A 23,052-nucleotide genomic window follows, 5' to 3' on the forward strand; every position below is an offset into this window, starting at 1 on the left:
TCTCGGTGCCATCGCCTTCATAGCGTTATAGTCTTAGCTTCATGCAAACTTATAAAACTAATTAAGAGTCGCTTAGGCGGCTCTTTTTGTATCTAATGGTATATCAACAATAGTCAGCCACAATGCAGGGCATGACAATAGAAAGTAAATAGGAAGTCTGATGAAACGAATTCATATCGTAGCGGCAATCATCTTCAATCAAGATAGATCACAGGTGTTTATTACTAAGCGCCCTGATGATAAGCACAAAGGTGGTTTTTGGGAGTTTCCTGGCGGTAAAGTAGAGCAGGGTGAAACTATCGAGCAAGCAATGATACGCGAATTAGAAGAAGAGATCGGTATTACCACCACTGATCAGCAGTTGTTCGAGCATCTAGAGTTTGATTATTCAGATAAGTCATTGAAGTTTGATTTCATCTCAGTGACTCAGTTTGAAGGGCAACCTTATGGTAAGGAAGGTCAGAAAGGTGAATGGGTAGCGGTTGAGAACCTTACCGATTACGCCTTCCCTGAAGCGAATGTGCCGATTTTAGAGCGAGTGATAAAAGAGTTTGCTTAGGCTCTAGCCACTGATGAAGATTGTTGATAGTTTATTGAAACAGATTGGAATAACTGCAAAGACGCAGATTAGAAAAGAATGGAGAACAGCGCAATGGTAAGAATTGCAGTTGCAGGTGCAGCGGGCCGTATGGGACGCAACCTAGTCAAAGCAACGTACAACAATGAAAATGCAGCAGTCGCAGCAGGATCTGAACGCCCAGAGTCGTCACTTGTTGGTGTTGATTTAGGTGAGCTGTGTGGTGAAGGCAAATTTGACGTTGTTGTCACGGATGATCTTGCCAAAGAGATTGAGCAGTTCGATGTAATCATTGATTTCACCGCGCCAGCGAGCACCCTAGCCAATCTAGAGCTGTGTCGTCAGCATGGTAAAAGCATTGTGATCGGCACAACGGGCTTTTCTGATGAAGAGCGTACGCAGATCGATGAAATCGCCAAGCAAGTACCAGTTGTTATGGCACCGAACTATTCGGTCGGTGTAAACCTAGTATTTAAACTGCTAGAAAAGGCAGCGAAAGTGATGGGTGATTACTGTGACGTGGAAATTGTAGAAGCGCACCACCGCCATAAAGTTGATGCTCCTTCAGGTACCGCTATTGGTATGGGAGAGGCAATTGCTGGTGCTATGGGCAACCAACTCAGTGATGTTGCAGTCTATGCTCGTGAGGGTATTACTGGTGAACGTACTAAAGATGAAATCGGTTTTGCTACGATTCGTGCTGGCGATATCATCGGTGAACACACTGCTATGTTTGCCGATATTGGTGAGCGAGTAGAAATCACTCATAAAGCGACTGACCGTATGACCTTTGCCAACGGTGCGGTTAAAGCTGCGGTGTGGTTAAAGCAGAAACCTGCAGGCTTTTACACAATGACAGATGTGCTAGGGCTTAACGATCTATAACGACTGTTGTTAGCCTTGTTTCTTAATTGCTAAAATCACGCTTAAATTTATAAATAGATAATTATGCGCTGGGCTTGCCCGGCGCTTTTTGTTTTTTACCGTCAGTAGTTGGGAATGTTGTCGTGCAATATCTCAATATTTGCCTTGAGTTTATTGTTGTTTTTGTTGGTTTGGTGGTATTTCTTGCTAATTGCACTCAAAAGTTGATGTGAACTATGAAGGTGCAACGTTTGCGTAATTTTTAAGGGGAAAACTGTGATCTCAAATTATCTTCAAATTCTAGAAATCATAAATCATTAATCATCTCTCCATGAAAGTGGCACTAAACGTGGTTTTTTGGAGGTCTAAAATGTTTTTTTGCTTTAAGTGCCCTAAATGCTAGATTTATTTTTAGGCCTGTATTGACAGTTGTGACCAGTGTCATTAAAATACCGCCAATTTGTCTAATTTCCATAAACACGCACTTTTGGGTGTTTCAGGAAGGTAGATTTGCAAATTAAATCAATTTTAATGCATATTTATTTCTGGAGGTTGTCTTGAAAAAGTCAGCATTACTTGTCCTAGAAGATGGGACAGTATTTCACGGTGAAGCCATTGGCGCTGTCGGTTCTGCAGTTGGTGAAGTCGTTTTTAATACCTCGATGACGGGGTACCAAGAAATCCTCACTGATCCTTCCTACTCTCAACAAATCGTTACCCTTACTTATCCCCACATTGGCAATACCGGAACCAACTCCGAAGACGAAGAATCCTCTTCAATCCACGCTCAAGGCCTTGTGATTCGCGATCTCCCTCTTATCGCTTCTAACTTCCGTAATGAACAATCCCTTTCTGATTACCTTAAGTCGCAAAACGTTGTTGGTATCGCTGATATCGATACTCGTAAGCTGACGCGTATTCTTCGTGAAAAAGGCGCACAGAACGGTTGTATTGTAGCGGGTAACAACTTAGACGAAGCTTTGGCTCTAGCTAAAGCAAAAGAATTCCCTGGCCTGAAAGGTATGGACCTTGCGAAAGAAGTTACAACAAAAGAAGCGTATCAATGGAAACAGGGTTCGTGGACGCTTACGGGTGGACTTCCTGAAGCGAAAGCAGACTCAGAATTGCCATACCACGTTGTTGCTTATGACTTCGGTGCAAAACGAAACATCCTACGAATGCTCGTTGACCGTGGCTGCCGCTTAACGGTTGTTCCTGCTGAAACTTCTGCTGAAGAAGTGCTTGCGCTGAACCCAGACGGTGTATTCCTTTCAAATGGCCCTGGTGACCCAGAACCATGTACTTACGCAATCGAAGCGACAAAAGTGTTCCTAGAAAAAGGTTTACCGATCTTCGGTATCTGTCTAGGTCACCAGATTCTTGCTCTTGCGTCAGGTGCTAAGACAGTGAAGATGAAGTTTGGTCACCACGGTGCAAACCACCCAGTGAAAGATTTAGAACGTGATGTTGTGATGATTACTTCGCAAAACCACGGCTTTGCTGCAGACGAAGACACGCTTCCTGAAAACCTACGTGCAACGCACAAGTCTCTATTTGATGGTTCTCTACAAGGTATTCACCGTACAGACAAACCAGCATTTAGCTTCCAAGGTCACCCAGAAGCAAGCCCAGGTCCAGAAGACGCAGCGCCGTTATTCGACCACTTCATTGAACTAATTAAACAGCACACAGCGTAATTCGGAGTAGTAGACAATGCCAAAACGTACTGACATTAAAAGTATTCTAATTCTAGGTGCTGGCCCGATCGTTATCGGCCAAGCATGTGAGTTCGATTACTCTGGTGCTCAAGCTTGTAAAGCGCTTCGCGAAGAAGGTTACCGAGTTATTCTTGTAAACTCGAACCCAGCGACCATCATGACTGACCCAGATATGGCAGATGCAACTTACATCGAGCCTATTCAATGGGAAGTTGTTCGCAACATCATAGCGAAAGAGAAGCCAGATGCAGTTCTACCTACAATGGGTGGCCAAACAGCACTTAACTGTGCACTAGACCTAGAGAAACACGGTGTTCTTGAAGAGTTCGGTGTAGAGATGATTGGTGCAACGGCTGACGCTATCGATAAAGCAGAAGACCGTTCTCGTTTTGATAAAGCGATGAAGTCTATCGGCCTTGAGTGTCCACGTGCTGATACAGCTAAAACCATGGAAGAAGCTTATGGCGTTCTAGATATGGTTGGCTTCCCATGTATCATCCGTCCATCGTTCACTATGGGTGGTACAGGCGGTGGTATCGCTTACAACAAAGAAGAATTTGAAGAAATCTGTCGCCGTGGTCTGGACCTATCTCCAACCAACGAGCTTCTAATCGATGAATCTCTAATCGGTTGGAAAGAGTATGAGATGGAAGTGGTTCGTGACAAAGCGGACAACTGTATCATCGTATGTGCGATTGAAAACTTTGACCCAATGGGTATTCACACAGGTGACTCAATCACTGTGGCTCCAGCTCAAACGCTGACAGATAAAGAATACCAATTAATGCGTAACGCATCTCTAGCAGTACTGCGTGAGATTGGTGTTGAAACAGGTGGCTCAAACGTACAGTTTGGTATCAACCCGAAAGATGGCCGTATGGTTATCATCGAGATGAACCCACGTGTATCTCGCTCTTCAGCACTAGCTTCTAAAGCAACGGGTTTCCCAATCGCTAAGATTGCAGCGAAACTGGCTGTTGGCTTTACGCTAGACGAGCTAATGAATGACATCACTGGCGGCGCAACGCCAGCATCATTTGAACCAACCATCGACTACGTAGTCACTAAGATTCCTCGCTTTAACTTCGAGAAATTTGCTGGTGCTAACGACCGTCTGACAACTCAGATGAAGTCAGTAGGTGAAGTTATGGCTATCGGCCGTAACCAACAAGAGTCGTTACAAAAAGCACTTCGCGGTCTAGAAGTTGGCGCGACAGGCTTTGATGAAATGGTTGACCTAGATGCACCTGATGCACTAACAACAATTCGCCACGAGCTAAAAGAAGCTGGCGCAGAGCGTATCTGGTACATCGCTGATGCATTCCGCGCAGGTATGTCAGTAGATGGCGTCTTCAACTTAACGCAAATCGACCGTTGGTTCCTAGTTCAAATCGAAGACATCGTTAAGCTTGAGCAAGAGCTTAAAGTGAAAGGTTTCGCTGGTCTGAACAAAGAAGAGCTGAAAAAGCTTAAGCGTAAAGGTTTTGCCGATGCGCGCCTATCTAAGATTCTAGGTGTATCTGAAAGCGAGATTCGTCGTCTACGTGACCAGTACGACATTCACCCAGTTTACAAGCGCGTAGATACGTGTGCGGCTGAGTTCTCGTCTGATACTGCTTACATGTACTCATCTTACGATGAAGAGTGTGAAGCAAACCCAACAGATAAAGAGAAGATCATGATTCTTGGCGGCGGTCCAAACCGTATTGGCCAAGGTATCGAGTTTGACTACTGTTGTGTACACGCGTCATTAGCGCTGCGTGAAGATGGCTACGAAACTATCATGGTTAACTGTAACCCTGAAACGGTTTCTACGGACTACGATACGTCTGACCGTCTGTACTTCGAACCAGTAACTCTGGAAGATGTGCTAGCGATTGCTCGCGTTGAGAAGCCAAAAGGCGTTATCGTTCAGTACGGTGGACAAACACCACTTAAACTGGCTCGCGCACTTGAAGCAGCTGGCGTGCCAATCATCGGTACTAGCCCAGATGCAATCGACCGCGCGGAAGACCGTGAGCGTTTCCAAGTGGCTGTTGACCGTCTAGGGCTACTACAGCCAGAAAACGCAACAGTAACTACAATGGAACAAGCGGTAGAGAAGTCTCGTGAAATCGGTTACCCACTGGTTGTACGTCCTTCATACGTACTGGGTGGTCGTGCGATGGAAATTGTATACGACGAGCAAGACTTACGTCGCTACTTCAACGAAGCAGTTAGCGTATCAAACGAATCGCCAGTACTACTTGATAGCTTCCTAGATGACGCTGTTGAAGTAGATATCGATGCTATCTGTGACGGTGAGCGCGTAGTTATCGGCGGTATCATGGAGCACATCGAGCAAGCGGGTGTTCACTCTGGTGACTCAGCATGTTCTCTTCCTGCATACACGCTAAGCCAAGAAATCCAAGACGTAATGCGCGAGCAAGTTGAAAAGCTAGCATTCGAGCTAGGTGTTCGTGGCCTGATGAACACGCAGTTTGCGGTTAAGAACAACCAAGTATACCTAATCGAAGTGAACCCTCGTGCAGCGCGTACTGTACCGTTCGTATCTAAAGCAACTGGTGCGCCAATCGCTAAGATTGCGGCTCGTGTAATGGCTGGTCAATCTCTAGAGTCGCAAGGCTTTACTAAAGAGATCATCCCACCATACTACTCAGTGAAAGAAGTGGTACTGCCATTCAACAAATTCCCAGGTGTTGACCCACTATTAGGCCCAGAAATGCGCTCTACTGGTGAAGTTATGGGTGTTGGTGCAACGTTCGCTGAAGCGTACTCTAAAGCTGAGCTAGGTTGTGGCAATGTTTACCCTGAAGGTGGTCGTGCACTTCTTTCTGTTCGCGAAGGTGACAAAGAGCGTGTTGTAGACCTAGCATCTAAGCTTTCTAAGCTTGGCTACCAGCTAGACGCAACACACGGCACTGCAGTTATCCTAGGCGAAGCGGGCATTAACCCACGTCTAGTAAACAAAGTACACGAAGGTCGTCCTCACATTCTTGACCGTATCAAGAACAACGAGTACACCTACATCGTGAACACTGCGGCTGGCCGTCAAGCGATTGAAGACTCTAAAGTTCTACGTCGCGGCGCACTAGCTGAGAAAGTGAACTACACGACAACGCTAAACGCAGCATTTGCAGTCTGTATGGCACATACTGCTGACGCTAAAACGTCAGTGACTTCAGTTCAGGAGCTACACGCTAAAGTAGCTGAGAACGAAGCGTAATAACAATCAGTAGGCTCGCGACGGAGCCTGTATGATAACTTAATTGCCCGCTCTCTAGAGCGGGCTTTTTTTATTTTCTAATTGTTGAAAAACAGGAATGAATTTGAGTCTAATCTTTCGTTAAAAGAATGGTTAATTTGATGGTATTTTGCATTTAGAGACTTATAACCGATTGATAAAAAATGGAACTGACACTCGAAATCCTAACTATCCTCTTCTTTGTTGCTGCCGTGGCGGGCTTTATTGATGCTATGGCTGGTGGTGGAGGCTTGTTAACTTTACCTGCGCTATTGGCCGCTGGTGTACCACCGACACAAGCACTAGCGACCAATAAACTGCAAAGCTCATTCGGTAGCTTTTCATCCAGTTGGTATTTCGTGCGCAACGGCATTGTCAGTATCAAAGAGATGCGCTTGGCGATAGCCTGTACCTTCATCGGCTCTGCAGTCGGTGCTGAGGCAGTGCAGTATATTGATGCTGGTGTGTTAACTAGCCTTATTCCGCTGCTATTGGTTGCTATTTCTCTCTATTTCTTAATGATGTCGAAAACCAGAGAGCAATCAGGTAAGGCCAAAATCTCTGAAGCGATGTTTGCCTTTTGTGTTGGTGGCGGTGTGGGTTTCTACGATGGCTTCTTTGGGCCAGGGACAGGTTCGATCTTTACCGTCTGTTTCGTCGCACTTGGTCATTTCTCACTAGTCGATGCGACTGCTCGCACCAAGGTGCTCAACTTTACGTCGAATATTGCTGCGCTACTGTTTTTTATTCTTGCTGGTTTACCAATCTGGGAGCTGGGCCTTGTGATGGCTGTCGGTGGTTTTATCGGAGCTCAGCTCGGCGCTAAAGTAGTGGTGAGCAAAGGGCAAAAGTGGATTCGTCCTTTGGTGATTACCATGTCTATGCTAATGGCGCTGAAGCTACTTTGGGAACAGCATCAGCAATGGCTGTTATCACTGTTTTGATTCTCGGGTTTTGATAGGAAGACGCCCGGCAGCAGATATTAATTGGACGATATAAAGGTGTTAGTTGAGTAAAGTGAGAACAATATTCGGACTTAATCTTCATCGCTTTAATCACCGAGATCGGGACCAGTGCGGGGGCAATTCCCTCTATAGCAAGCTGCGCAGCTGCCGAATAGGAGTCCATTTGCATTATTGGAGTGATGTTTAATTTGGCTAAAATTTCGATTTGATAGCTATTCGCCGGATTATTAAGATCGTTGGTGATAATCGTTTGAGGCAAAGCTTGGAGCTTACGATCAAAGACGATATAAAAAGGCTCATCAAGTAAGTGGAACTGCATGAGGTTATTTTGCTTAGTAAGGTGACCTGCGCAAACACCAATGTGTGCCTTTCCCGACTCAACATGCTCAACGATTCTCGGAGTATGATTTGTTGTTAGAGTGAGGTAAGGGTCTGATTTGAAATGGTCGCCAAGGATTGAAGAAAGGTAACCAGCAACTAATGTTTCTGAACAATCTAAGCGAAGAATAGTTTGATCTGCCATGGTTTGCTGTTCATAGATGAGTCCTCTTAACTCATTAAATGTCGGGCCGATGGTATTGATCAAATTGATCGCGTCTTGAGTCAGTTGCACGTTTCGCCCATCAGGTACGATGAGCTTTTTATCCAATTTCTTTTCCAGATTCGCAATACGCTTACTGACAGCCGATTGGCTGATATAGAGTAAGCTCCCAGTGCGGCTCATGGTCTTTGCTTTGCTTAAAACAAGTAAGGTCTCAATGCCTTCCAATAGCATATGGTTCACTCTGGATGATAAATAGTGATATTAATGTACCTTATGCTAAATAGAACAGGATATAGCAAAAAGCAAAAAAAAACGGCGCTCACTGAGCGCCGTTTATAAAACAAGTGACTGAGAATTATAGAGACTCAGTGAAAGTACGTGCGATTACGTCACGTTGCTGTTCAGGTGTTAGTGAGTTAAAACGAACTGCGTAACCAGAAACGCGGATAGTTAGCTGAGGGTAGTTCTCAGGGTGTGCAACTGCATCTTCTAGAGTTTCGCGTTTAAGAACGTTAACGTTTAGGTGTTGACCACCTTCGATGCGAGGAGCTGTTTCGATTGCAACTTCACGGCTTTCGTAGTCACCTAGGTCGTTGATTGCGATTACTTGATCAGCTTCGAAACCAGAGTTTGCTGCTACACAACGAGCTTCGTTCTTCTCGCTGTCTAGAAGCCAGATAGAGTTTAGTAGGTCGTCATTTGCTGCTTTAGTGATTTGAATACCTTGGATCATTACTATCTCCTAGTCCACTTGGCGTGGTTAATTGGTGTTAATTTTCGTATTTTAGTGAGCTACGTATTATATAGCGAATATCCCTTATAATGATATTGATTTAAGTCAAAAAACAACTAAAAACATTATTTTTGTGATGGTTATTTTCTTGTTCTAAATCAATAAAATCTTTGAAAACAATATAGTTACAATTTATTTGATAATATAAAATATATTTAATAACTCATTTTGTTGTAAATTTACTACAAAATAGGGTCAAAGTTTGAGCTCCCTCTTTTAAATGACTGTTTTCTGGGGCCATACTGAAAGTGAAAGGTGATTAAGTAACAATGATAAAAAAAGCAACGGGTCATAAGTATATAGGGGCGCATGTCTCTGCGGCTGGTGGGGTTGACCAAGCACCATTGCGTGCGCGTGAGATCGGTGCCAATGCTTTTGCGCTGTTTACAAAAAACCAACGCCAATGGGTAGCGAAGCCACTTGAAGCTGCCACCATCAAGGCCTTTAAAGCTAACTGCAAAATGTTAGGTTTTGCTAGCGAGCAGATTCTTCCTCATGATTCCTATTTAATAAACTTAGGCGCACCGGAAGAAGAAAAGTTGGAAAAGTCGCGCGTGGCATTTATTGATGAGATGGAACGCTGTAATCAGCTTGAGCTCACCTTGCTAAATTTTCATCCTGGGAGTCATTTAAAGAAGATATCTGAGAAAGAGTGTCTAGCGAGAATTGCTGAATCGATCAATCTTGCCCATCAAGCAGTTCCTAACGTGATCGCTGTGATTGAGAATACTGCGGGGCAGGGGACTAACCTTGGTTGGCGCTTTGAACATCTCGCCGAGATCATTGAGCAAGTAGAAGATAAGTCGCGGGTTGGTGTATGTATTGATACTTGCCACACCTTTGCCGCAGGCTATGACTTAAGTTCGCATGAGGCCTGTGAAGCGACATTTGCTGAGCTTGATCGTGTAGTCGGGATGCAATATTTGCGTGCAATGCACATTAATGACTCAAAGATTGCCTTAGGCGGCAAGGTCGATAGACACCATGCTTTGGGCAAAGGTGAAATTGGCTGGGACTGTTTTGAGTATATCTCTAAAGATGCACGATTTGATGGTATCCCATTGATTCTGGAGACGATAGAGCCTGAACTTTGGCCTCAAGAAATTGAAACGATGCGTCAGTTCCACCTGCAAGCTTTAGCCTAAGTAAGAAACTAGCGGCAATGTGGCATTAATCTTTCATGGCTTTTCATGAAGTCACAACATGAGGATGCCACTATGCCTTTTACTTACTCTCACGTTTCGAGCCGCACTGTACGTCTACCTTTGCCAAATCGACATATTACGGGTCAAGGTCACTACCGTACTCCTCAAAAACACTAACCCCTTTGTTCCTTCTACTATTTTTGCGACAATGACAGCGCATATATAGTAGAAGGAATGGGTCATGAATACCTCACTAACCTGGCATGATGTTATTGGTGTAGAAAAGCAGCAAGAGTATTTTCAGCAAACGCTCTCTTTTGTTAAGGCAGAGCGTGCGGCCGGAAAAGTGGTATTCCCGCCAGCGTTGGACGTTTTTAATGCGTTTAAGGCGACAGAGTTTGCTGATGTCAAAGTCGTGATCATTGGCCAAGACCCTTACCATGGCCTTAATCAAGCCCACGGGTTATGTTTCTCCGTTTTGCCTGGGGTAAAAACGCCCCCTTCACTGGTCAATATGTACAAAGAACTCGCTCAAGATATTGAAGGGTTTGAGATCCCACCGCATGGCTATTTGCAAAGTTGGGCTCAGCAAGGTGTGTTATTGCTTAATACGGTACTGACGGTAGAGCAAGGTAAGGCACACTCACACGCTAAAAGTGGTTGGGAGACCTTTACCGATAAAGTCATCGAGGCAATCAACCAGCATCAGTCTGGGGTTGTGTTTCTTCTATGGGGAGCACATGCGCAAAAGAAAGGTCGCTTTATCGATCGCGCAAAGCACCATGTGTTATCAGCTCCTCACCCGTCACCGCTTTCTGCCCACCGTGGCTTTTTTGGCTGCGGTCATTTCTCTCAAACTAATAGAATTCTCGTCTCTCAGGGACAAAGCGCGATTCAATGGCAACTTCCGATGCAGGTTGAAGTATAACTGATACTAAATAGTGTCTGATTAAAATCTGAACAAGATCAAAGCGTCTCTTTCAATACTTTAATACACTCATTAAAAGTAAGTGTTAAGGAGAGACACTATGATGATTGAAAGAATCAAGCGTGAACATGGTTATATGGTACGACTGCTGGCTATGTTGCGCCATAAATTAGCGGTACTAAAAGATGAGCGTAGCGTTAACTATGGTGTGTTAAGGGAGATTGTCGACTATCTAGCCAATCACTCTGAGAGGGTACATCACCCTAAAGAGGACATCTTATATCACCATTTCTTGACTCATTATGGTCATCATAAGGAAATTGATAACCTAGAGTTAGAGCACAAAACATTATCAGAGCAAACGCACGAGTTTCTGAATATTGTCGATATGGTGCTCCAAGATGCGGTAGTACCGCAAAGCTTGTTCATTGAGCAACTAGAGTCATTCTTAAATGCACAACGAAGTCACTTAGAGATGGAAGAGAAGCATATCTTTCCTTATCTGATGGAAACCTTCACCACTAAAGATTGGCAAATCGTAGAAGAGCAATGGACTGTATGTGAAGACGACCCTGTTTTCGGTGAAACCATCGCCGAGCAATATCAGCAGATCGCTGAACGCGTTCACCAAAACGCTCATGAAAGCATCTAAAATGAAAAAAGAGGCGTTAAGCCTCTTTTCAGTAATCAATATTCGACTGCGTTTAAATCATCATAGCCTATATCCATATCCATCAACTCTTTTTGCAAGCGCTGGCGATCTTTAATTGCTTCAATTTCTCGCCATTTACGTTTCACAGGCTTTGAGCGACTCGCTCTTCCTTTTGGTAAGTCCTGTTCGAAAATTTCGTCAAAGTTTAAGCCTTCCATAAGCTACCTCTTTATGATCATCTTTCCTTTAATCTGGCATGTTTTTAATACCATATCTAAAACTAACCTAACTTTGATTCGTTTCTCATTTGTTACGTTTCAATGAAATTTTTACGCATATTGTGCGAGGGAGTCACAAAAAAAGGGGGTGTGTTCGCTGTTTTTTTGAGCGCTTAATTCAAAGAAAACGATTAAATTGCTTCAAACGGGATGTTAATTCCGTGTGTGAATTTTGGCCTAGGGATGACACATTCAAATATACACATATAAAATTGCAGCATAGCCTGTTATTTTACAGTGCTTCGTTTTTTAAAATGAGTTGAACACCTTATAGAGTCAGGCATTGTCTTGATGCCAATATAGCAGGGCTCCTTGCTAGTGCGATTTAGGGTATGTTGATGATAATTTAATTAAATGTTTCGTTTTTATTACTATGTTGCGTGGTTTGTTGTTAATTTTAGGTGACCATCTAGTGAAAAATAACAATTTAATGGTCGTTGTTGCATATTGATTTTTCTCTTTCTTAACTGCATTATCCGCCCGTCAAAAAATACGCTGATACGTAAAATGGAAGCATGAGGCGAGTTTTACAGATCTAGACTGCACAATATAACAATACCAATACTAAGCAATCTTGACACTTAGTAAGGCGGTCAGATGGAAGGCTTGGAAGCAAAGATCAGCGAAAACTCAATATGAGGATGTTATGACAGACTTAATTAATTTAATGAATGACCTGCTATGGGGTTCCATTCTTGTTTATCTTCTAGTCGGTGTTGGAATCTACTTTACAGTCCGCTTGGGCTTTATCCAATTCCGTCACTTTGGCCACATGTTCTCAGTATTAAAGAACAGCCGTAAAGCAGACAAAGCTGGTATCTCTTCTTTCCAAGCTCTTTGTACTAGTTTAGCTGCACGTGTTGGTACTGGTAATATGGCCGGCGTAGCTGTTGCACTTACTGCTGGTGGCCCAGGTGCAATTTTCTGGATGTGGCTTATCGCTATGCTAGGTATGGCGACATCATTCGCTGAAAGTACTTTGGCGCAGCTATACAAAACCAAAGATGATGATGGCAACTACCGTGGCGGTCCTGCATATTACATGGAGAAAGGCCTAGGTATGCGCTGGATGGGCGTACTGTTCTCGGTATTCCTAATTATTGCATTCGGTCTTGTGTTTAACGCAGTACAAGCAAACTCTATTGCAAACGCGATGCACAACGCCTTCGGTTGGGAAGACACCTACGTAGGTGCTGTGGTTGTGCTACTTTCATCTGTTGTGATTTTTGGCGGCATCAAGCGTATTGCACGCGTAGCAGAGTTAGTCGTTCCAATCATGGCATTAGCTTACTTGCTATTGGCAATGTTCGTAATGGTAATGAACATTGAGAAGCTTCCAGCGGTTCTTACCTTGATCTTTAAGAGTGCGTTTGGCTTGCAAGAAGCTGCAGCTGGTGGCTTGGGCTACGCTATTGCCCAAGCGATGATTAATGGTATCAAACGCGGTCTATTCTCAAACGAAGCGGGTATGGGTTCTGCACCTAACGCTGCTGCTTCAGCGACACCTTATCCACCGCACCCAGCTTCACAAGGTTACGTGCAGATGTTAGGTGTTTTCATGGACACGATCGTTATCTGTTCTGCGACAGTCGCTATCATCCTGATGTCAGGTGAATACGTACCGCATGGTGAAATAACGGGTATCGAGCTGACTCAGAGCGCGCTAAGTTCACAAGTAGGTGAGTGGGGCGGCATCTTCGTTGCAGTAGCGATTTTCTTCTTTGCATTTACTTCAATCATTGCTAACTACTCTTACGCTGAAACGAACCTTATCTTCCTTGAGCACAACCACAAAGCGGGTCTAGGCATTTTCCGTATCGTCGTACTGGGCATGGTAATGTTTGGTGCAGTTGCATCACTACCAGTTGTTTGGGCTCTTGCAGACGTATCTATGGGTCTAATGGCGATTGTTAACTTAGTAGCGATTCTTCTACTATCTGGCATCGTGATTAAGTTGGCCAAAGACTACAACCGACAGCTAGATGAAGGCAAAGTGCCAACGTTTGACTCAAATGATTTCCCTGAGCTGAAATCTCAGCTTGAAGATGGGATCTGGGATCAGAGCAAAAAGAGCTAATCGATAGTTATTAGATTTGCCTATCAAAACGATTCAAAAAGCCATGCAGACAACGCATGGCTTTTTTTGTACCCTCTAAACTCAATAAAACAAAGATATGGATAGAGTAAAGTCATGTTAATCGTCGTTTCTCCAGCGAAAACCTTAGATTATGAATCCCCACTGGCGACAGAGAAGTTCACTCAGCCTGATTTAGTTGAGTACTCGAAAGAGCTGATCGAAGTTTGCCGTAATCTTACGCCAGCGGACGTTGCGAGCTTGATGAAAGTGAGTGACAAGATTGCTGATTTAAATGTTGGCCGTTTTCAAGAATGGAGTGAAGAGTTTACGACGGATAACTCGCGCCAAGCCATTCTCGCGTTTAAAGGTGATGTTTATACTGGCCTAGATGCACAATCGCTGTCTGAAGATGACTTTGCTTATGCGCAAGTGCATTTACGCATGCTCTCTGGCTTGTATGGTTTACTTAAGCCTCTCGACTTGATGCAGCCATACCGCTTAGAAATGGGTACCAAGCTGGCGAATGATAAAGGCACTAACCTTTACCAATTCTGGGGTAACGTTATTACTAATAAGCTCAATGATGCTATTGAAGCTCAAGGCGATAACGTGCTTATCAACCTGGCATCGAATGAATACTTTAAAGCGGTAAAACCAAAAGCGTTGGATGCGCAAGTAATTACGCCGGTATTTAAAGATGGTAAGAATGGTCAATATAAAGTGATTAGCTTTTACGCTAAGAAAGCACGCGGCATGATGGCGCGTTACATTATAGAGAATCGTATTTCGAGTGTAGCGGACTTAACCAAATTTGATACTGCGGGCTATTACTTTGTCGAAGAAGAGTCGACACCGACTGAACTAGTCTTTAAGCGAGAAGAACAGAAATAGAAGGGGAAGGTGATGCGCCGTTGGTTGAAGCGTCTATTAGCAAAATATGATGCCTGGTGTTTGTCTCTTGGATTGACACCAGAACAAAAGCGTAGCTGTGTTCCTTATCGCACTGACCCGAGTGCGAAGAACTTTAATAAAACTAAGGCGCAAAAGTAATGCGCCTTTTTGATACACACTGTCATTTCGACTTTGACATCTTTCAAGATGACTTTGACTCTCAACTTAAATCAGCCAATGAACAAGGTGTCTCGCGCTTTGTTATCCCATCCATTGGCTCGGCCAATTGGGCCCAATTGCAACAAATGGCAGCAGAACATGCCGGTATCTACTTTGCACTCGGAATTCACCCCTATTTTCTTGATCAACAAAGTCTTGATGAATTACCAACCTTAAAAGAGCGACTTAACCAGCGTAGCAATCGGTGCGTTGCGGTAGGTGAGTGTGGTTTAGATTCGATGGTTGAGGTTGATATGATACTTCAGGAAAAAGTGTTCATAGAGCAGGTCCGCTTTGCAACATCTTGTCAACTTCCCCTCATTCTTCATTGCCGGAAAACACACAATCGAATGCTACAAATTTTGAAGCAAGAAAAGTTTCAATATGGTGGTATTTTGCACGGCTTTTCTGGCAGCTATCAGCAGGCGATGCAATTTATCGAGCTTGGTTTTTTTATCGGTGTCGGTGGTGTAATAACCTATCCAAGGGCAAATAAAACCAGGCAAGCTATAGTTAGATTGCCCATTGAGACGTTAGTGTTAGAAACGGATTCTCCTGACATGCCACTAAATGGTTATCAGGGCAAGCCTAATCATCCTAAGATGATAGGTGAAATTTTGTCCTGTCTCGCGTCAATTAAGGACATGCCGAAGCAAACGATTGCTGAAATCGTTTGGAAAAATAGCAATTCAGCGTTCGGGATTTGTGAATAATTTCTAAATAAATTGTTCAATTGATGATTTGAACTGAGCCTAAAGGTGATCTTGTTCACGTAAATGAGTGAATGGATCATGAATCTTGTTAGAAACTGTGAGGACGGCATTACTTTATAGTTGGCCTGATGAGTATAATTGCCCCCGCTTTTAGAGCTCCATTTTGTAACACGCCAACAAATAACATATAAGGAAGTCATAAACTATGAGCCTGTTTATGAGCCTAGTCGGCATGGCAGTATTGCTGGGAATTGCATTACTACTGTCAGATAACCGCAAAGCTATCAATCTAAGAACTGTGGGTGGCGCATTTGCTATCCAATTCATCATCGGTGGTTTCGTCCTTTACGTACCATGGGGTCGAGACCTTCTAGCTGGTTTTTCAGCTGGTGTACAGAGCGTTATCGATTACGGTAGAGACGGTACTGGTTTCCTATTTGGAAGCCTAGTTAACTTTTCAGTTGACGGCATCGGTTTCATCTTTGCTTTCCAAGTTTTACCAACGCTAATCTTCTTCTCTGCGCTAATCTCTGTACTTTACTACATTGGTGTGATGCAGTGGGTGATCAAGATTTTGGGTGGTGGTCTACAAAAAGCACTAGGCACTTCACGTGCTGAGTCAATGTCTGCAGCAGCTAACATTTTCGTAGGTCAAACAGAGGCACCTCTAGTTGTACGTCCGTTTGTACCAAAAATGACTCAGTCTGAGCTATTTGCAGTAATGTGTGGTGGTCTAGCGTCTGTTGCTGGTGGTGTACTAGCAGGTTACGCATCTATGGGTGTACCTCTAGAGTACCTTGTAGCAGCATCATTCATGGCAGCACCTGGTGGCCTACTATTCGCTAAAATCATTAAACCTGAAACTGACACGCCAGATGAGAGTCTAGGTAATGACATCGACGGTGGTGACGACAAGCCAGCTAACGTTATCGACGCAGCAGCAGGCGGCGCATCGGTTGGTCTACAACTTGCTCTAAACGTAGGTGCAATGCTACTAGCATTCATCGGTCTAATCGCTCTAATTAACGGTATCCTAGGTGGCGTTGGCGGTTGGTTCGGTATGGAAAACCTAACTCTAGAACTACTTCTAGGTTGGCTATTCGCTCCTCTAGCATTCCTAATCGGTGTACCTTGGTCTGAAGCAACAGTTGCTGGTTCATTCATCGGTCAGAAACTAGTTGTTAACGAATTTGTAGCTTACCTAAACTTCGTACCTTACGTTGGTGATAACGCTCAAGTTGTTGCAGCGACAGGTGCAGTAATGTCTGAGAAGACTCAAGCTATCATCGCATTTGCTCTATGTGGTTTCGCGAACCTTTCTTCTATCGCGATTCTACTAGGTGGTCTAGGTGGTCTAGCTCCAAACCGTCGTCACGACATCGCTCGTATGGGTGTTAAAGCGGTTTGTGCTGGTACGCTATCTAACCTAATGGCAGCGACAATCGCTGGCTTCTTCCTATCTTTCTAATTTAGTAAGCGAAAGATTATATAGACGCCGTTTTACCAAACCCCGTAGTAACTCTGTTACTGCGGGGTTTTTATTTTTCGGCGTAGTGAAAGCGATAGGAGCCTCAAGTATGCCAGGTTTCTCGCTGTCACTACTTTGAAGAATGTTAGTAAAGACTCGAAACTGCGATTACCCAGTGTATGTCCAGATTTGAGTAACGTACCTAAATCAGATTTAGGTGGGTGGGTTCTGAGTGTTTGTAGGTGATTAAGACTGAGCAAACGTTAATCAGAATCTTTTTTGAGATACAAACCGTTTGCGCTCTATGAGCCACTACAGTTCTGCGACAAATATCTATAATGTAGGTATCTATAGAAACTAGGGTCAAACTTATGTATGAAGTTGTCCTCGCAACCCTAGCGGGTTTTGTTGTTGGAGTCCTGTTTTCCGCCATCAAGTTGCCGGTACCTGCGCCCCCTGTTTTAGCGGGTGTCATGGGTATCGTAGGTGTTTACTTAGGTGGTGTAACCTATCAATGGATTATTGAAAGGTTTTTTTAGCTAGCGATAATTGATACAAGGAGTATGATTGGCGCTGGCAGCAACTTGAGTTGCTTGGGCTTAAGCCCATATACGTTAGACACCGCAATCGTAGATTGTTGTGCCATAGACCAAACTGGTACTGTGCGGTGACAAGGATAGCAATTGGCATATGAATTCGCTGTATATGCCGAGTCTTCAAGGAACCAAGTCCGTTCATTAATGACTACATCGCCAACTTGAATAGACAGGTTGAGCAGTAAAATTTTTGAATATTGATCGGAGATAGAAATGAGCGATTTAAAAGCAGCAGCACTACGTGCACTTAAACTAATGGACCTAACTACGCTGAATGATGATGATACTGACGCGAAAGTTATTTCACTATGTCATGACGCAAAATCAGCAGTAGGTAACACAGCTGCAATTTGTATTTACCCTCGCTTTATTCCTATTGCTAAGAAGACACTTCGTGAGCAAGGTACACCAGACGTTCGTATCGCGACCGTAACTAACTTTCCACACGGTAACGACGACATCGAAATTGCAGTTGCTGAGACAAAAGCGGCAGTGGCTTACGGTGCAGATGAAGTCGACGTCGTATTCCCTTACCGTGCCCTAATGGCAGGTAACGAAGACGTTGGCTTCGAGCTAGTGAAGCAATGTAAAGAAGCGTGTGGTGATATCCTTCTTAAAGTGATCATCGAAACCGGTGAGCTAAAAGAAGAAGCACTAATCAAGAAAGCTTCTGAAATCTGTATCAAAGCGGGTGCAGACTTCATTAAAACTTCAACGGGTAAAGTGCCAGTAAACGCTACACCAGAATACGCTCGCATGATGCTTGAAGTGATTCGCGATATGGGCGTTGCAGAAACTGTTGGTTTCAAACCAGCTGGTGGCGTACGTACAGCAGAAGATGCGCAAGCGTACTTAGCAATGGCAGATGAAATCCTAGGTGACAACTGGGTTGATGCTCGTCACTACCGTTTCGGTGCGTCAAGCCTGCTAACTAACCTACTTAATACATTAGAAGTGACAGACGAGACTGCTGATCCAGCAGCTTACTAATTTTCTCATTCGAGAGTAGATAAAAATAACGTCTGTTTGGTGGAGTGGCGATTTGCTGCTCCACATTACCTCTTTACCTTACAACCTTGCTGCCCAAAGCATGGGAGGATCTAATGTACTTACCTCAAGAAATTATTCGTAAAAAACGTGACGGCGAAGTTCTAACTGCCGAAGAAATCAACTTTTTCATTCAAGGTGTTGCAAACAATTCAGTATCTGAAGGTCAGATCGCGGCATTTGCAATGGCTATCTTTTTCAACGAAATGACAATGCCTGAGCGTATCGCACTAACGTGTGCAATGCGTGACTCCGGTATGGTGATCGATTGGAGCCACAAAGAGTTTGGCGGCCCAATCGTTGATAAACACTCAACGGGTGGCGTGGGTGACGTAACCTCGCTAATGCTTGGCCCTATGGTGGCAGCGTGTGGCGGTTTCGTTCCTATGATCTCTGGTCGTGGCCTTGGTCACACTGGCGGTACACTAGACAAGCTTGAGTCAATTCCAGGCTACAACATCACACCAACCAACGAAGTGTTTGGTGATGTGACCAAAGATGCTGGAGTTGCGATTATCGGTCAAACTGGTGACTTAGCACCAGCAGACAAGCGCGTTTACGCAACTCGTGATATTACAGCAACAGTAGACAACATCTCATTAATCACTGCCTCAATTCTATCTAAGAAACTAGCAGCGGGTCTTGAGTCTCTAGTTATGGATGTAAAAGTAGGCTCTGGTGCGTTTATGCCAACTTACCAAGCATCTGAAGAACTCGCGAAATCCATCGTAGCAGTCGCAAATGGTGCTGGTACCAAGACCACCGCAATCCTAACAGACATGAACCAAGTACTGGCTTCTTCAGCGGGCAACGCAGTAGAAGTTCGTGAAGCGGTTCAGTTCTTGACTGGTGAATACCGTAACCCTCGTCTTCTAGAAGTCACTATGGCGTCATGTGCGGAAATGTTAGTGCTGGCTAAACTGGCTGATAACACAGAAGATGCACGCGCTAAGCTGATGGAAGTGCTAGACAACGGTAAAGCGGCTGAGTGCTTCGGTAAAATGGTTGCCGGCCTTGGTGGTCCTGCTGACTTCGTTGAGAACTACGATAACTACCTGGATAAAGCTGAAATTGTTAAGCCAGTTTATGCTGATGAATCAGGTGTCGTTTCAGCAATGGATACTCGTGCGATTGGTATGGCGGTTGTATCAATGGGTGGTGGTCGCCGTGTAGCGACAGACACGATTGATTATGCGGTAGGCTTTGACCATTTCATCCGTTTAGGTGAACAAGCATCTAACGACAAGCCTCTTGCTGTTATTCATGCTCGTACAGAAGAGCAGTGGCAGGAAGCGGCAGATGCGCTGAAGAAGGCAATTACGGTAGGTGGTGAATACACACCAACACCTGAAGTTTATCGCCAGATCCGCGCTGAAGACGTTTAAACCCGAGAGGTGAAGTTGCAGCCGTATTGGCTGCGACTCCAGCTGTACAGGGCTTAATATAATATTAATAAGATTGGTTGATTGAAGCTTTTGCTCTCGACCAATTGAGGAAGCAATAATGAAAAGAGCATTTATTTTAGTCTTAGACTCATTTGGTATCGGTGCAACGGCTGATGCAAAAGACTTTGGTGATGTGGGTTCTGATACCCTGGGTCATATCGCAGAGCAGTGTGATAAAGGTCTTGCGGACAATGCGGATCGTAGTGGTCCACTTCGCTTACCAAACCTATCTAAGCTTGGCCTTGCAATGGCTCATAAAGAGTCAACAGGTAGCTTTGCTCCTGGTCTTGACACTGACGCTGAAATCATCGGTGCATACGGCCATGCGGCTGAGCTGTCTTCTGGTAAAGATACTCCATCAGGTCACTGGGAAATAGCAGGCGTGCCAGTATTGTTTGATTGGGGCTACTTCACTGATAAAGAAAACAGCTTCCCGAAAGAGCTGACAGACCGCATTCTTGAGCGTGCAGGTCTTGATGGCTTCCTAGGCAACTGCCATGCATCGGGTACACAAGTTCTTGATGACTTGGGTGAAGAACACATGAAGACTGGCCAACCAATCTTCTACACTTCTGCTGACTCTGTATTCCAAATTGCATGTCATGAAGAGACGTTTGGCTTAGACCGTCTTCTAGAGCTTTGCCAAATCGCACGTGAAGAGCTTGAGAACTACAACATTGGCCGTGTTATTGCTCGTCCATTCATTGGCCCTGGTAAAGGCCAGTTTGAACGTACCGGTAACCGTCGTGACCTATCAGTTGAGCCACCTTCAGCGACGATTCTTCAGAAGCTAGTTGAAGAGAAGGGTGGTGAAGTTCACTCGATTGGTAAGATCTCTGATATTTATGCTGGCTGCGGTATCACTAAGAAGACTAAAGCAACGGGTATCCCAGCTCTATTTGACGCAACCAAAGAAGCAATCAAAGAAGCGGGTGACAATACGATCGTGTTCACTAACTTCGTTGACTTCGACTCTGCTTACGGCCACCGTCGTGACGTAGCAGGCTATGCCGCAGCGCTAGAGTACTTTGACGGTCGTATCCATGAAGTGATCGAGTTAATGGAAGAAGATGACCTGTTAATTCTTACTGCTGACCATGGTTGTGATCCAACATGGCCAGGTACAGACCATACACGTGAGCATATCCCTGTGATCGTTTACGGCGCGAAAGTGCCAGCAGGATCTTTAGGTCTTCGTGATACGTTTGCTGATATTGGCCAAACGTTAGCAAGCCACTTTGGTACATCACCAATGGATTACGGCAAAAACTTTCTGTAATTCTAACTAGATATTTCAAATAGAGGGCTTGTCCCTCTATTCTTTTGTTTATTGCTTACTTATATCCGATTAAGAAAAGGAAATTAAATCATGGCAACTCCACATATCAACGCAGAAATGGGTGCATTCGCAGATGTTGTTCTAATGCCGGGTGACCCGCTACGCGCGAAATACATTGCAGAAACGTTCCTGGAAGACGTTGTACAGGTATGTGATGTACGCAATATGTACGGTTTCACTGGTACTTACAAAGGTCGTAAGGTATCGGTAATGGGCCACGGTATGGGTATCCCGTCGTGCTCAATTTACGCGACAGAACTTATCAAAGACTTCGGTGTGAAGAAGATCATCCGTGTCGGTAGTTGTGGTGCGGTAAGTGAAGATATCAAAGTTCGCGATGTGGTTATCGGCATGGGCGCATGTACTGACTCGAAAGTGAACCGTATTCGCTTTAAAGGTCATGACTTTGCTGCTATCGCCGACTACAAAATGGTTCGTGCCGCTGAAGATGCTGCGAAAGCTCGTGGTATTGAAGTGAAAGTGGGTAACCTGTTCTCTGCTGAACTGTTCTACACGCCAGACCCTGAAATGTTCGACGTAATGGACAAATACGGCATCGTAGGTGTTGAGATGGAAGCGGCGGGTATCTACGGCGTATGTGCCGAATACGGCGCTAAAGCTCTGACTATTTGTACTGTTTCAGACCACATCAAAACAGGTGAACAAACGACTTCAGATGAGCGTCAGACAACGTTCAACGACATGATGATCATTGCTCTAGACTCCGTTCTTCTTGGTGATGAAGAGTAATCATCACTTTTCTCTCTCGTCATTCCATAGAACGACGGAGGAGTGAGTAGGGGATCTCTAGAGGCTTTCTATGGACTCAAATTGCTCGCTTTTTTTGTGGGATGGCCAATAAAAAAGGGTTGATGCTTGGCATCAACCCTTTTTGTTTTCTGGATTTTACTGCATATCTTTAAGCAGTAAATTTTCGCCCTTACGCTTATTCGGTTTACGGCGAATAATCAGCGTCAGCAATAAACCCGCGATAAAACTCATTGCCACCATGGTGTACATGTATCGATCACTCTTGCGGTAGTAGTGATCTGAAAACGCGGTGAGTTTACCGGTTTCAAAGGTGATGCGGACAAAGCCAATTACGCTGCCATCTTTTAGTACTGGCTCGACCAATTGTTGCTTGCCGATTCTTGCCGTCTGAAGAGGGGTATCTAAACCTAGAATTTCACGTACTGAGGTTGCTTGGTCACTCGCTGCTAACTTGATCCCTTCTGCGTCATAGATGGTGGCATCAACCACTAGGTTATCTTTTGCTAATTGATTGGTCAGTTTCAACAAACGCTCTTGATCTTGAGTCACGATCATATCGCTCGCCGACAGCGACGCTTGAGAGATAAGGATATCGGTTAAGGTCTCTAATTGGTTAGCTTGAATCTGCTCGTTACCTTTCGTGATTTTGACGCTATTGATACCAATTGTGGCGACCATGGCAATTAACGAGGCCGTTGCCAACACTTTCAGTGCGATACGAAAAGAAAACAGAGATGAGTCCATTTTTCACCTAAATAGAGGATTATTATACTTTAGA

The 23,052-nt window shown here is 44.4% G+C and carries 23 protein-coding genes; 19 read left to right on the forward strand and 4 right to left on the reverse strand.

Translation table 11 applies throughout. The features are described from left to right. The first annotated feature begins 160 nt into the window (after positions 1-160). From mutT to ACU01J_RS15055, 5 genes are all read left to right on the forward strand, one after another. Positions 161-559: an 8-oxo-dGTP diphosphatase MutT gene (gene mutT, locus ACU01J_RS15035; protein WP_481086440.1), complete on the forward strand. Its 399-nt coding sequence runs from the start codon at positions 161-163 to the stop codon at positions 557-559. A gap of 78 nt (positions 560-637) precedes the next feature. After that, positions 638-1,462 carry a 4-hydroxy-tetrahydrodipicolinate reductase gene (dapB, locus tag ACU01J_RS15040; protein WP_481086441.1) on the forward strand — a complete coding sequence of 275 codons (825 nt, stop codon included), beginning with the start codon at positions 638-640 and terminating at the stop codon, positions 1,460-1,462. A gap of 536 nt (positions 1,463-1,998) precedes the next feature. Beyond that, complete coding sequence (carA, locus tag ACU01J_RS15045; protein WP_481086442.1) at positions 1,999-3,138, forward strand: glutamine-hydrolyzing carbamoyl-phosphate synthase small subunit; 1,140 nt, start codon at positions 1,999-2,001, stop codon at positions 3,136-3,138. Positions 3,139-3,154: 16 nt separating this feature from the next. Continuing rightward, the gene (gene carB / locus ACU01J_RS15050) at positions 3,155-6,385 is read left to right on the forward strand and encodes a carbamoyl-phosphate synthase large subunit (protein ID WP_481086443.1); all 3,231 of its coding nucleotides are present in this window, start codon (positions 3,155-3,157) and stop codon (positions 6,383-6,385) included. 182 nt (positions 6,386-6,567) lie between these two features. Next, positions 6,568-7,347, forward strand: a complete 780-nt coding sequence (locus ACU01J_RS15055) for a TSUP family transporter (protein WP_481086444.1) — start codon at positions 6,568-6,570, stop codon at positions 7,345-7,347. Here ACU01J_RS15055 and ACU01J_RS15060 read toward each other — a convergent pair. Then, a complete protein-coding gene (locus ACU01J_RS15060) occupies positions 7,283-8,143 on the reverse strand; it encodes a LysR family transcriptional regulator (protein WP_481086445.1) in 861 nt (286 codons plus the stop codon). The two genes, ACU01J_RS15055 and ACU01J_RS15060, sit on opposite strands and share 65 nt — an antisense overlap. Before the next feature lie 124 nt (positions 8,144-8,267). Further along, the gene (gene grcA / locus ACU01J_RS15065) at positions 8,268-8,645 is read right to left on the reverse strand and encodes an autonomous glycyl radical cofactor GrcA (RefSeq protein ID WP_481086446.1); all 378 of its coding nucleotides are present in this window, start codon (positions 8,643-8,645) and stop codon (positions 8,268-8,270) included. A gap of 329 nt (positions 8,646-8,974) precedes the next feature. Here grcA and nfo point away from each other — a divergent pair, with 329 nt between their 5' ends. The 4 genes from nfo (at position 8,975) to ACU01J_RS15085 (ending at position 11,430) form a co-directional block, all read left to right on the forward strand. Continuing rightward, positions 8,975-9,850, forward strand: a complete 876-nt coding sequence (gene nfo / locus ACU01J_RS15070; protein ID WP_481086447.1) for a deoxyribonuclease IV — start codon at positions 8,975-8,977, stop codon at positions 9,848-9,850. Positions 9,851-9,895: 45 nt separating this feature from the next. Further along, entirely contained in the window at positions 9,896-10,027 is a 132-nt protein-coding gene (locus tag ACU01J_RS15075; RefSeq protein ID WP_481086448.1) for a hypothetical protein, read from the forward strand. A gap of 64 nt (positions 10,028-10,091) precedes the next feature. Continuing rightward, the gene (gene ung, locus ACU01J_RS15080) at positions 10,092-10,778 is read left to right on the forward strand and encodes a uracil-DNA glycosylase (RefSeq protein WP_481086449.1); all 687 of its coding nucleotides are present in this window, start codon (positions 10,092-10,094) and stop codon (positions 10,776-10,778) included. Positions 10,779-10,878: 100 nt separating this feature from the next. Beyond that, a complete protein-coding gene (locus tag ACU01J_RS15085) occupies positions 10,879-11,430 on the forward strand; it encodes a hemerythrin domain-containing protein (protein ID WP_481086450.1) in 552 nt (183 codons plus the stop codon). A 35-nt stretch (positions 11,431-11,465) separates the two neighbouring features. Here the strand turns inward: ACU01J_RS15085 and ACU01J_RS15090 are convergent, their stop codons facing one another. Then, positions 11,466-11,648, reverse strand: a complete 183-nt coding sequence (locus tag ACU01J_RS15090; RefSeq protein WP_053440117.1) for a DUF3545 family protein — start codon at positions 11,646-11,648, stop codon at positions 11,466-11,468. Positions 11,649-12,354: 706 nt separating this feature from the next. On the opposite strand from ACU01J_RS15090, the gene ACU01J_RS15095 reads away from it, so the two are divergent. The 10 genes from ACU01J_RS15095 (at position 12,355) to deoD (ending at position 22,253) form a co-directional block, all read left to right on the forward strand. Continuing rightward, positions 12,355-13,785, forward strand: coding sequence for an alanine/glycine:cation symporter family protein (locus tag ACU01J_RS15095; RefSeq protein ID WP_481086451.1), 1,431 nt, complete (start codon positions 12,355-12,357; stop codon positions 13,783-13,785). Positions 13,786-13,899: 114 nt separating this feature from the next. Next, complete coding sequence (yaaA, locus tag ACU01J_RS15100; RefSeq protein WP_481086452.1) at positions 13,900-14,676, forward strand: peroxide stress protein YaaA; 777 nt, start codon at positions 13,900-13,902, stop codon at positions 14,674-14,676. A 12-nt stretch (positions 14,677-14,688) separates the two neighbouring features. Further along, complete coding sequence (locus ACU01J_RS15105; RefSeq protein WP_481086453.1) at positions 14,689-14,835, forward strand: DUF5363 family protein; 147 nt, start codon at positions 14,689-14,691, stop codon at positions 14,833-14,835. Next, positions 14,835-15,608 carry a TatD family hydrolase gene (locus tag ACU01J_RS15110; protein WP_481086454.1) on the forward strand — a complete coding sequence of 258 codons (774 nt, stop codon included), beginning with the start codon at positions 14,835-14,837 and terminating at the stop codon, positions 15,606-15,608. The genes ACU01J_RS15105 and ACU01J_RS15110 overlap by 1 nt, the downstream gene beginning before the upstream one ends. Positions 15,609-15,813: 205 nt before the next feature. Next, positions 15,814-17,076 carry a NupC/NupG family nucleoside CNT transporter gene (locus ACU01J_RS15115; protein ID WP_481086455.1) on the forward strand — a complete coding sequence of 421 codons (1,263 nt, stop codon included), beginning with the start codon at positions 15,814-15,816 and terminating at the stop codon, positions 17,074-17,076. Between the two features lie 371 nt (positions 17,077-17,447). Further along, the gene (locus ACU01J_RS15120) at positions 17,448-17,615 is read left to right on the forward strand and encodes a XapX domain-containing protein (protein ID WP_481086456.1); all 168 of its coding nucleotides are present in this window, start codon (positions 17,448-17,450) and stop codon (positions 17,613-17,615) included. Between the two features lie 270 nt (positions 17,616-17,885). After that, entirely contained in the window at positions 17,886-18,662 is a 777-nt protein-coding gene (gene deoC, locus ACU01J_RS15125; protein ID WP_481086457.1) for a deoxyribose-phosphate aldolase, read from the forward strand. Positions 18,663-18,775: 113 nt separating this feature from the next. Beyond that, positions 18,776-20,104, forward strand: a complete 1,329-nt coding sequence (deoA, locus tag ACU01J_RS15130) for a thymidine phosphorylase (protein WP_481086458.1) — start codon at positions 18,776-18,778, stop codon at positions 20,102-20,104. 118 nt (positions 20,105-20,222) lie between these two features. Next, complete coding sequence (locus tag ACU01J_RS15135) at positions 20,223-21,443, forward strand: phosphopentomutase (protein WP_481086459.1); 1,221 nt, start codon at positions 20,223-20,225, stop codon at positions 21,441-21,443. Between the two features lie 90 nt (positions 21,444-21,533). After that, on the forward strand, positions 21,534-22,253 hold the full coding sequence (gene deoD / locus ACU01J_RS15140) for a purine-nucleoside phosphorylase (protein ID WP_481086460.1): 720 nt from the start codon (positions 21,534-21,536) through the stop codon (positions 22,251-22,253). 156 nt (positions 22,254-22,409) lie between these two features. Here the strand turns inward: deoD and ACU01J_RS15145 are convergent, their stop codons facing one another. Then, complete coding sequence (locus tag ACU01J_RS15145) at positions 22,410-23,018, reverse strand: YtjB family periplasmic protein (protein WP_481086461.1); 609 nt, start codon at positions 23,016-23,018, stop codon at positions 22,410-22,412. Between the last annotated feature and the right edge of the window lie 34 nt (positions 23,019-23,052).

It is taken from the genome of Vibrio sp. 2433-A1, from assembly GCF_056726085.1.

What these genes read in the sequence shown, in the direction of transcription:
- yaaA (WP_481086452.1), top strand. Translation starts at nt 13,900, where the DNA reads ATGTTAATCGTCGTTTCTCCAGCGAAAACCTTAGATTATGAATCCCCA.
- ACU01J_RS15135 (WP_481086459.1), top strand. Translation starts at nt 20,223, where the DNA reads ATGAAAAGAGCATTTATTTTAGTCTTAGACTCATTTGGTATCGGTGCA.
- deoD (WP_481086460.1), top strand. Translation starts at nt 21,534, where the DNA reads ATGGCAACTCCACATATCAACGCAGAAATGGGTGCATTCGCAGATGTT.
- nfo (WP_481086447.1), top strand. Translation starts at nt 8,975, where the DNA reads ATGATAAAAAAAGCAACGGGTCATAAGTATATAGGGGCGCATGTCTCT.
- ACU01J_RS15060 (WP_481086445.1), bottom strand. Translation starts at nt 8,143, where the DNA reads ATGCTATTGGAAGGCATTGAGACCTTACTTGTTTTAAGCAAAGCAAAG.
- ung (WP_481086449.1), top strand. Translation starts at nt 10,092, where the DNA reads ATGAATACCTCACTAACCTGGCATGATGTTATTGGTGTAGAAAAGCAG.
- ACU01J_RS15090 (WP_053440117.1), bottom strand. Translation starts at nt 11,648, where the DNA reads ATGGAAGGCTTAAACTTTGACGAAATTTTCGAACAGGACTTACCAAAA.
- dapB (WP_481086441.1), top strand. Translation starts at nt 638, where the DNA reads ATGGAGAACAGCGCAATGGTAAGAATTGCAGTTGCAGGTGCAGCGGGC.
- ACU01J_RS15110 (WP_481086454.1), top strand. Translation starts at nt 14,835, where the DNA reads ATGCGCCTTTTTGATACACACTGTCATTTCGACTTTGACATCTTTCAA.
- ACU01J_RS15115 (WP_481086455.1), top strand. Translation starts at nt 15,814, where the DNA reads ATGAGCCTGTTTATGAGCCTAGTCGGCATGGCAGTATTGCTGGGAATT.
- ACU01J_RS15075 (WP_481086448.1), top strand. Translation starts at nt 9,896, where the DNA reads ATGAAGTCACAACATGAGGATGCCACTATGCCTTTTACTTACTCTCAC.
- ACU01J_RS15095 (WP_481086451.1), top strand. Translation starts at nt 12,355, where the DNA reads ATGACAGACTTAATTAATTTAATGAATGACCTGCTATGGGGTTCCATT.
- ACU01J_RS15120 (WP_481086456.1), top strand. Translation starts at nt 17,448, where the DNA reads ATGTATGAAGTTGTCCTCGCAACCCTAGCGGGTTTTGTTGTTGGAGTC.
- deoA (WP_481086458.1), top strand. Translation starts at nt 18,776, where the DNA reads ATGTACTTACCTCAAGAAATTATTCGTAAAAAACGTGACGGCGAAGTT.
- ACU01J_RS15105 (WP_481086453.1), top strand. Translation starts at nt 14,689, where the DNA reads ATGCGCCGTTGGTTGAAGCGTCTATTAGCAAAATATGATGCCTGGTGT.
- mutT (WP_481086440.1), top strand. Translation starts at nt 161, where the DNA reads ATGAAACGAATTCATATCGTAGCGGCAATCATCTTCAATCAAGATAGA.
- ACU01J_RS15145 (WP_481086461.1), bottom strand. Translation starts at nt 23,018, where the DNA reads ATGGACTCATCTCTGTTTTCTTTTCGTATCGCACTGAAAGTGTTGGCA.
- deoC (WP_481086457.1), top strand. Translation starts at nt 17,886, where the DNA reads ATGAGCGATTTAAAAGCAGCAGCACTACGTGCACTTAAACTAATGGAC.
- ACU01J_RS15055 (WP_481086444.1), top strand. Translation starts at nt 6,568, where the DNA reads ATGGAACTGACACTCGAAATCCTAACTATCCTCTTCTTTGTTGCTGCC.
- ACU01J_RS15085 (WP_481086450.1), top strand. Translation starts at nt 10,879, where the DNA reads ATGATGATTGAAAGAATCAAGCGTGAACATGGTTATATGGTACGACTG.
- carB (WP_481086443.1), top strand. Translation starts at nt 3,155, where the DNA reads ATGCCAAAACGTACTGACATTAAAAGTATTCTAATTCTAGGTGCTGGC.
- grcA (WP_481086446.1), bottom strand. Translation starts at nt 8,645, where the DNA reads ATGATCCAAGGTATTCAAATCACTAAAGCAGCAAATGACGACCTACTA.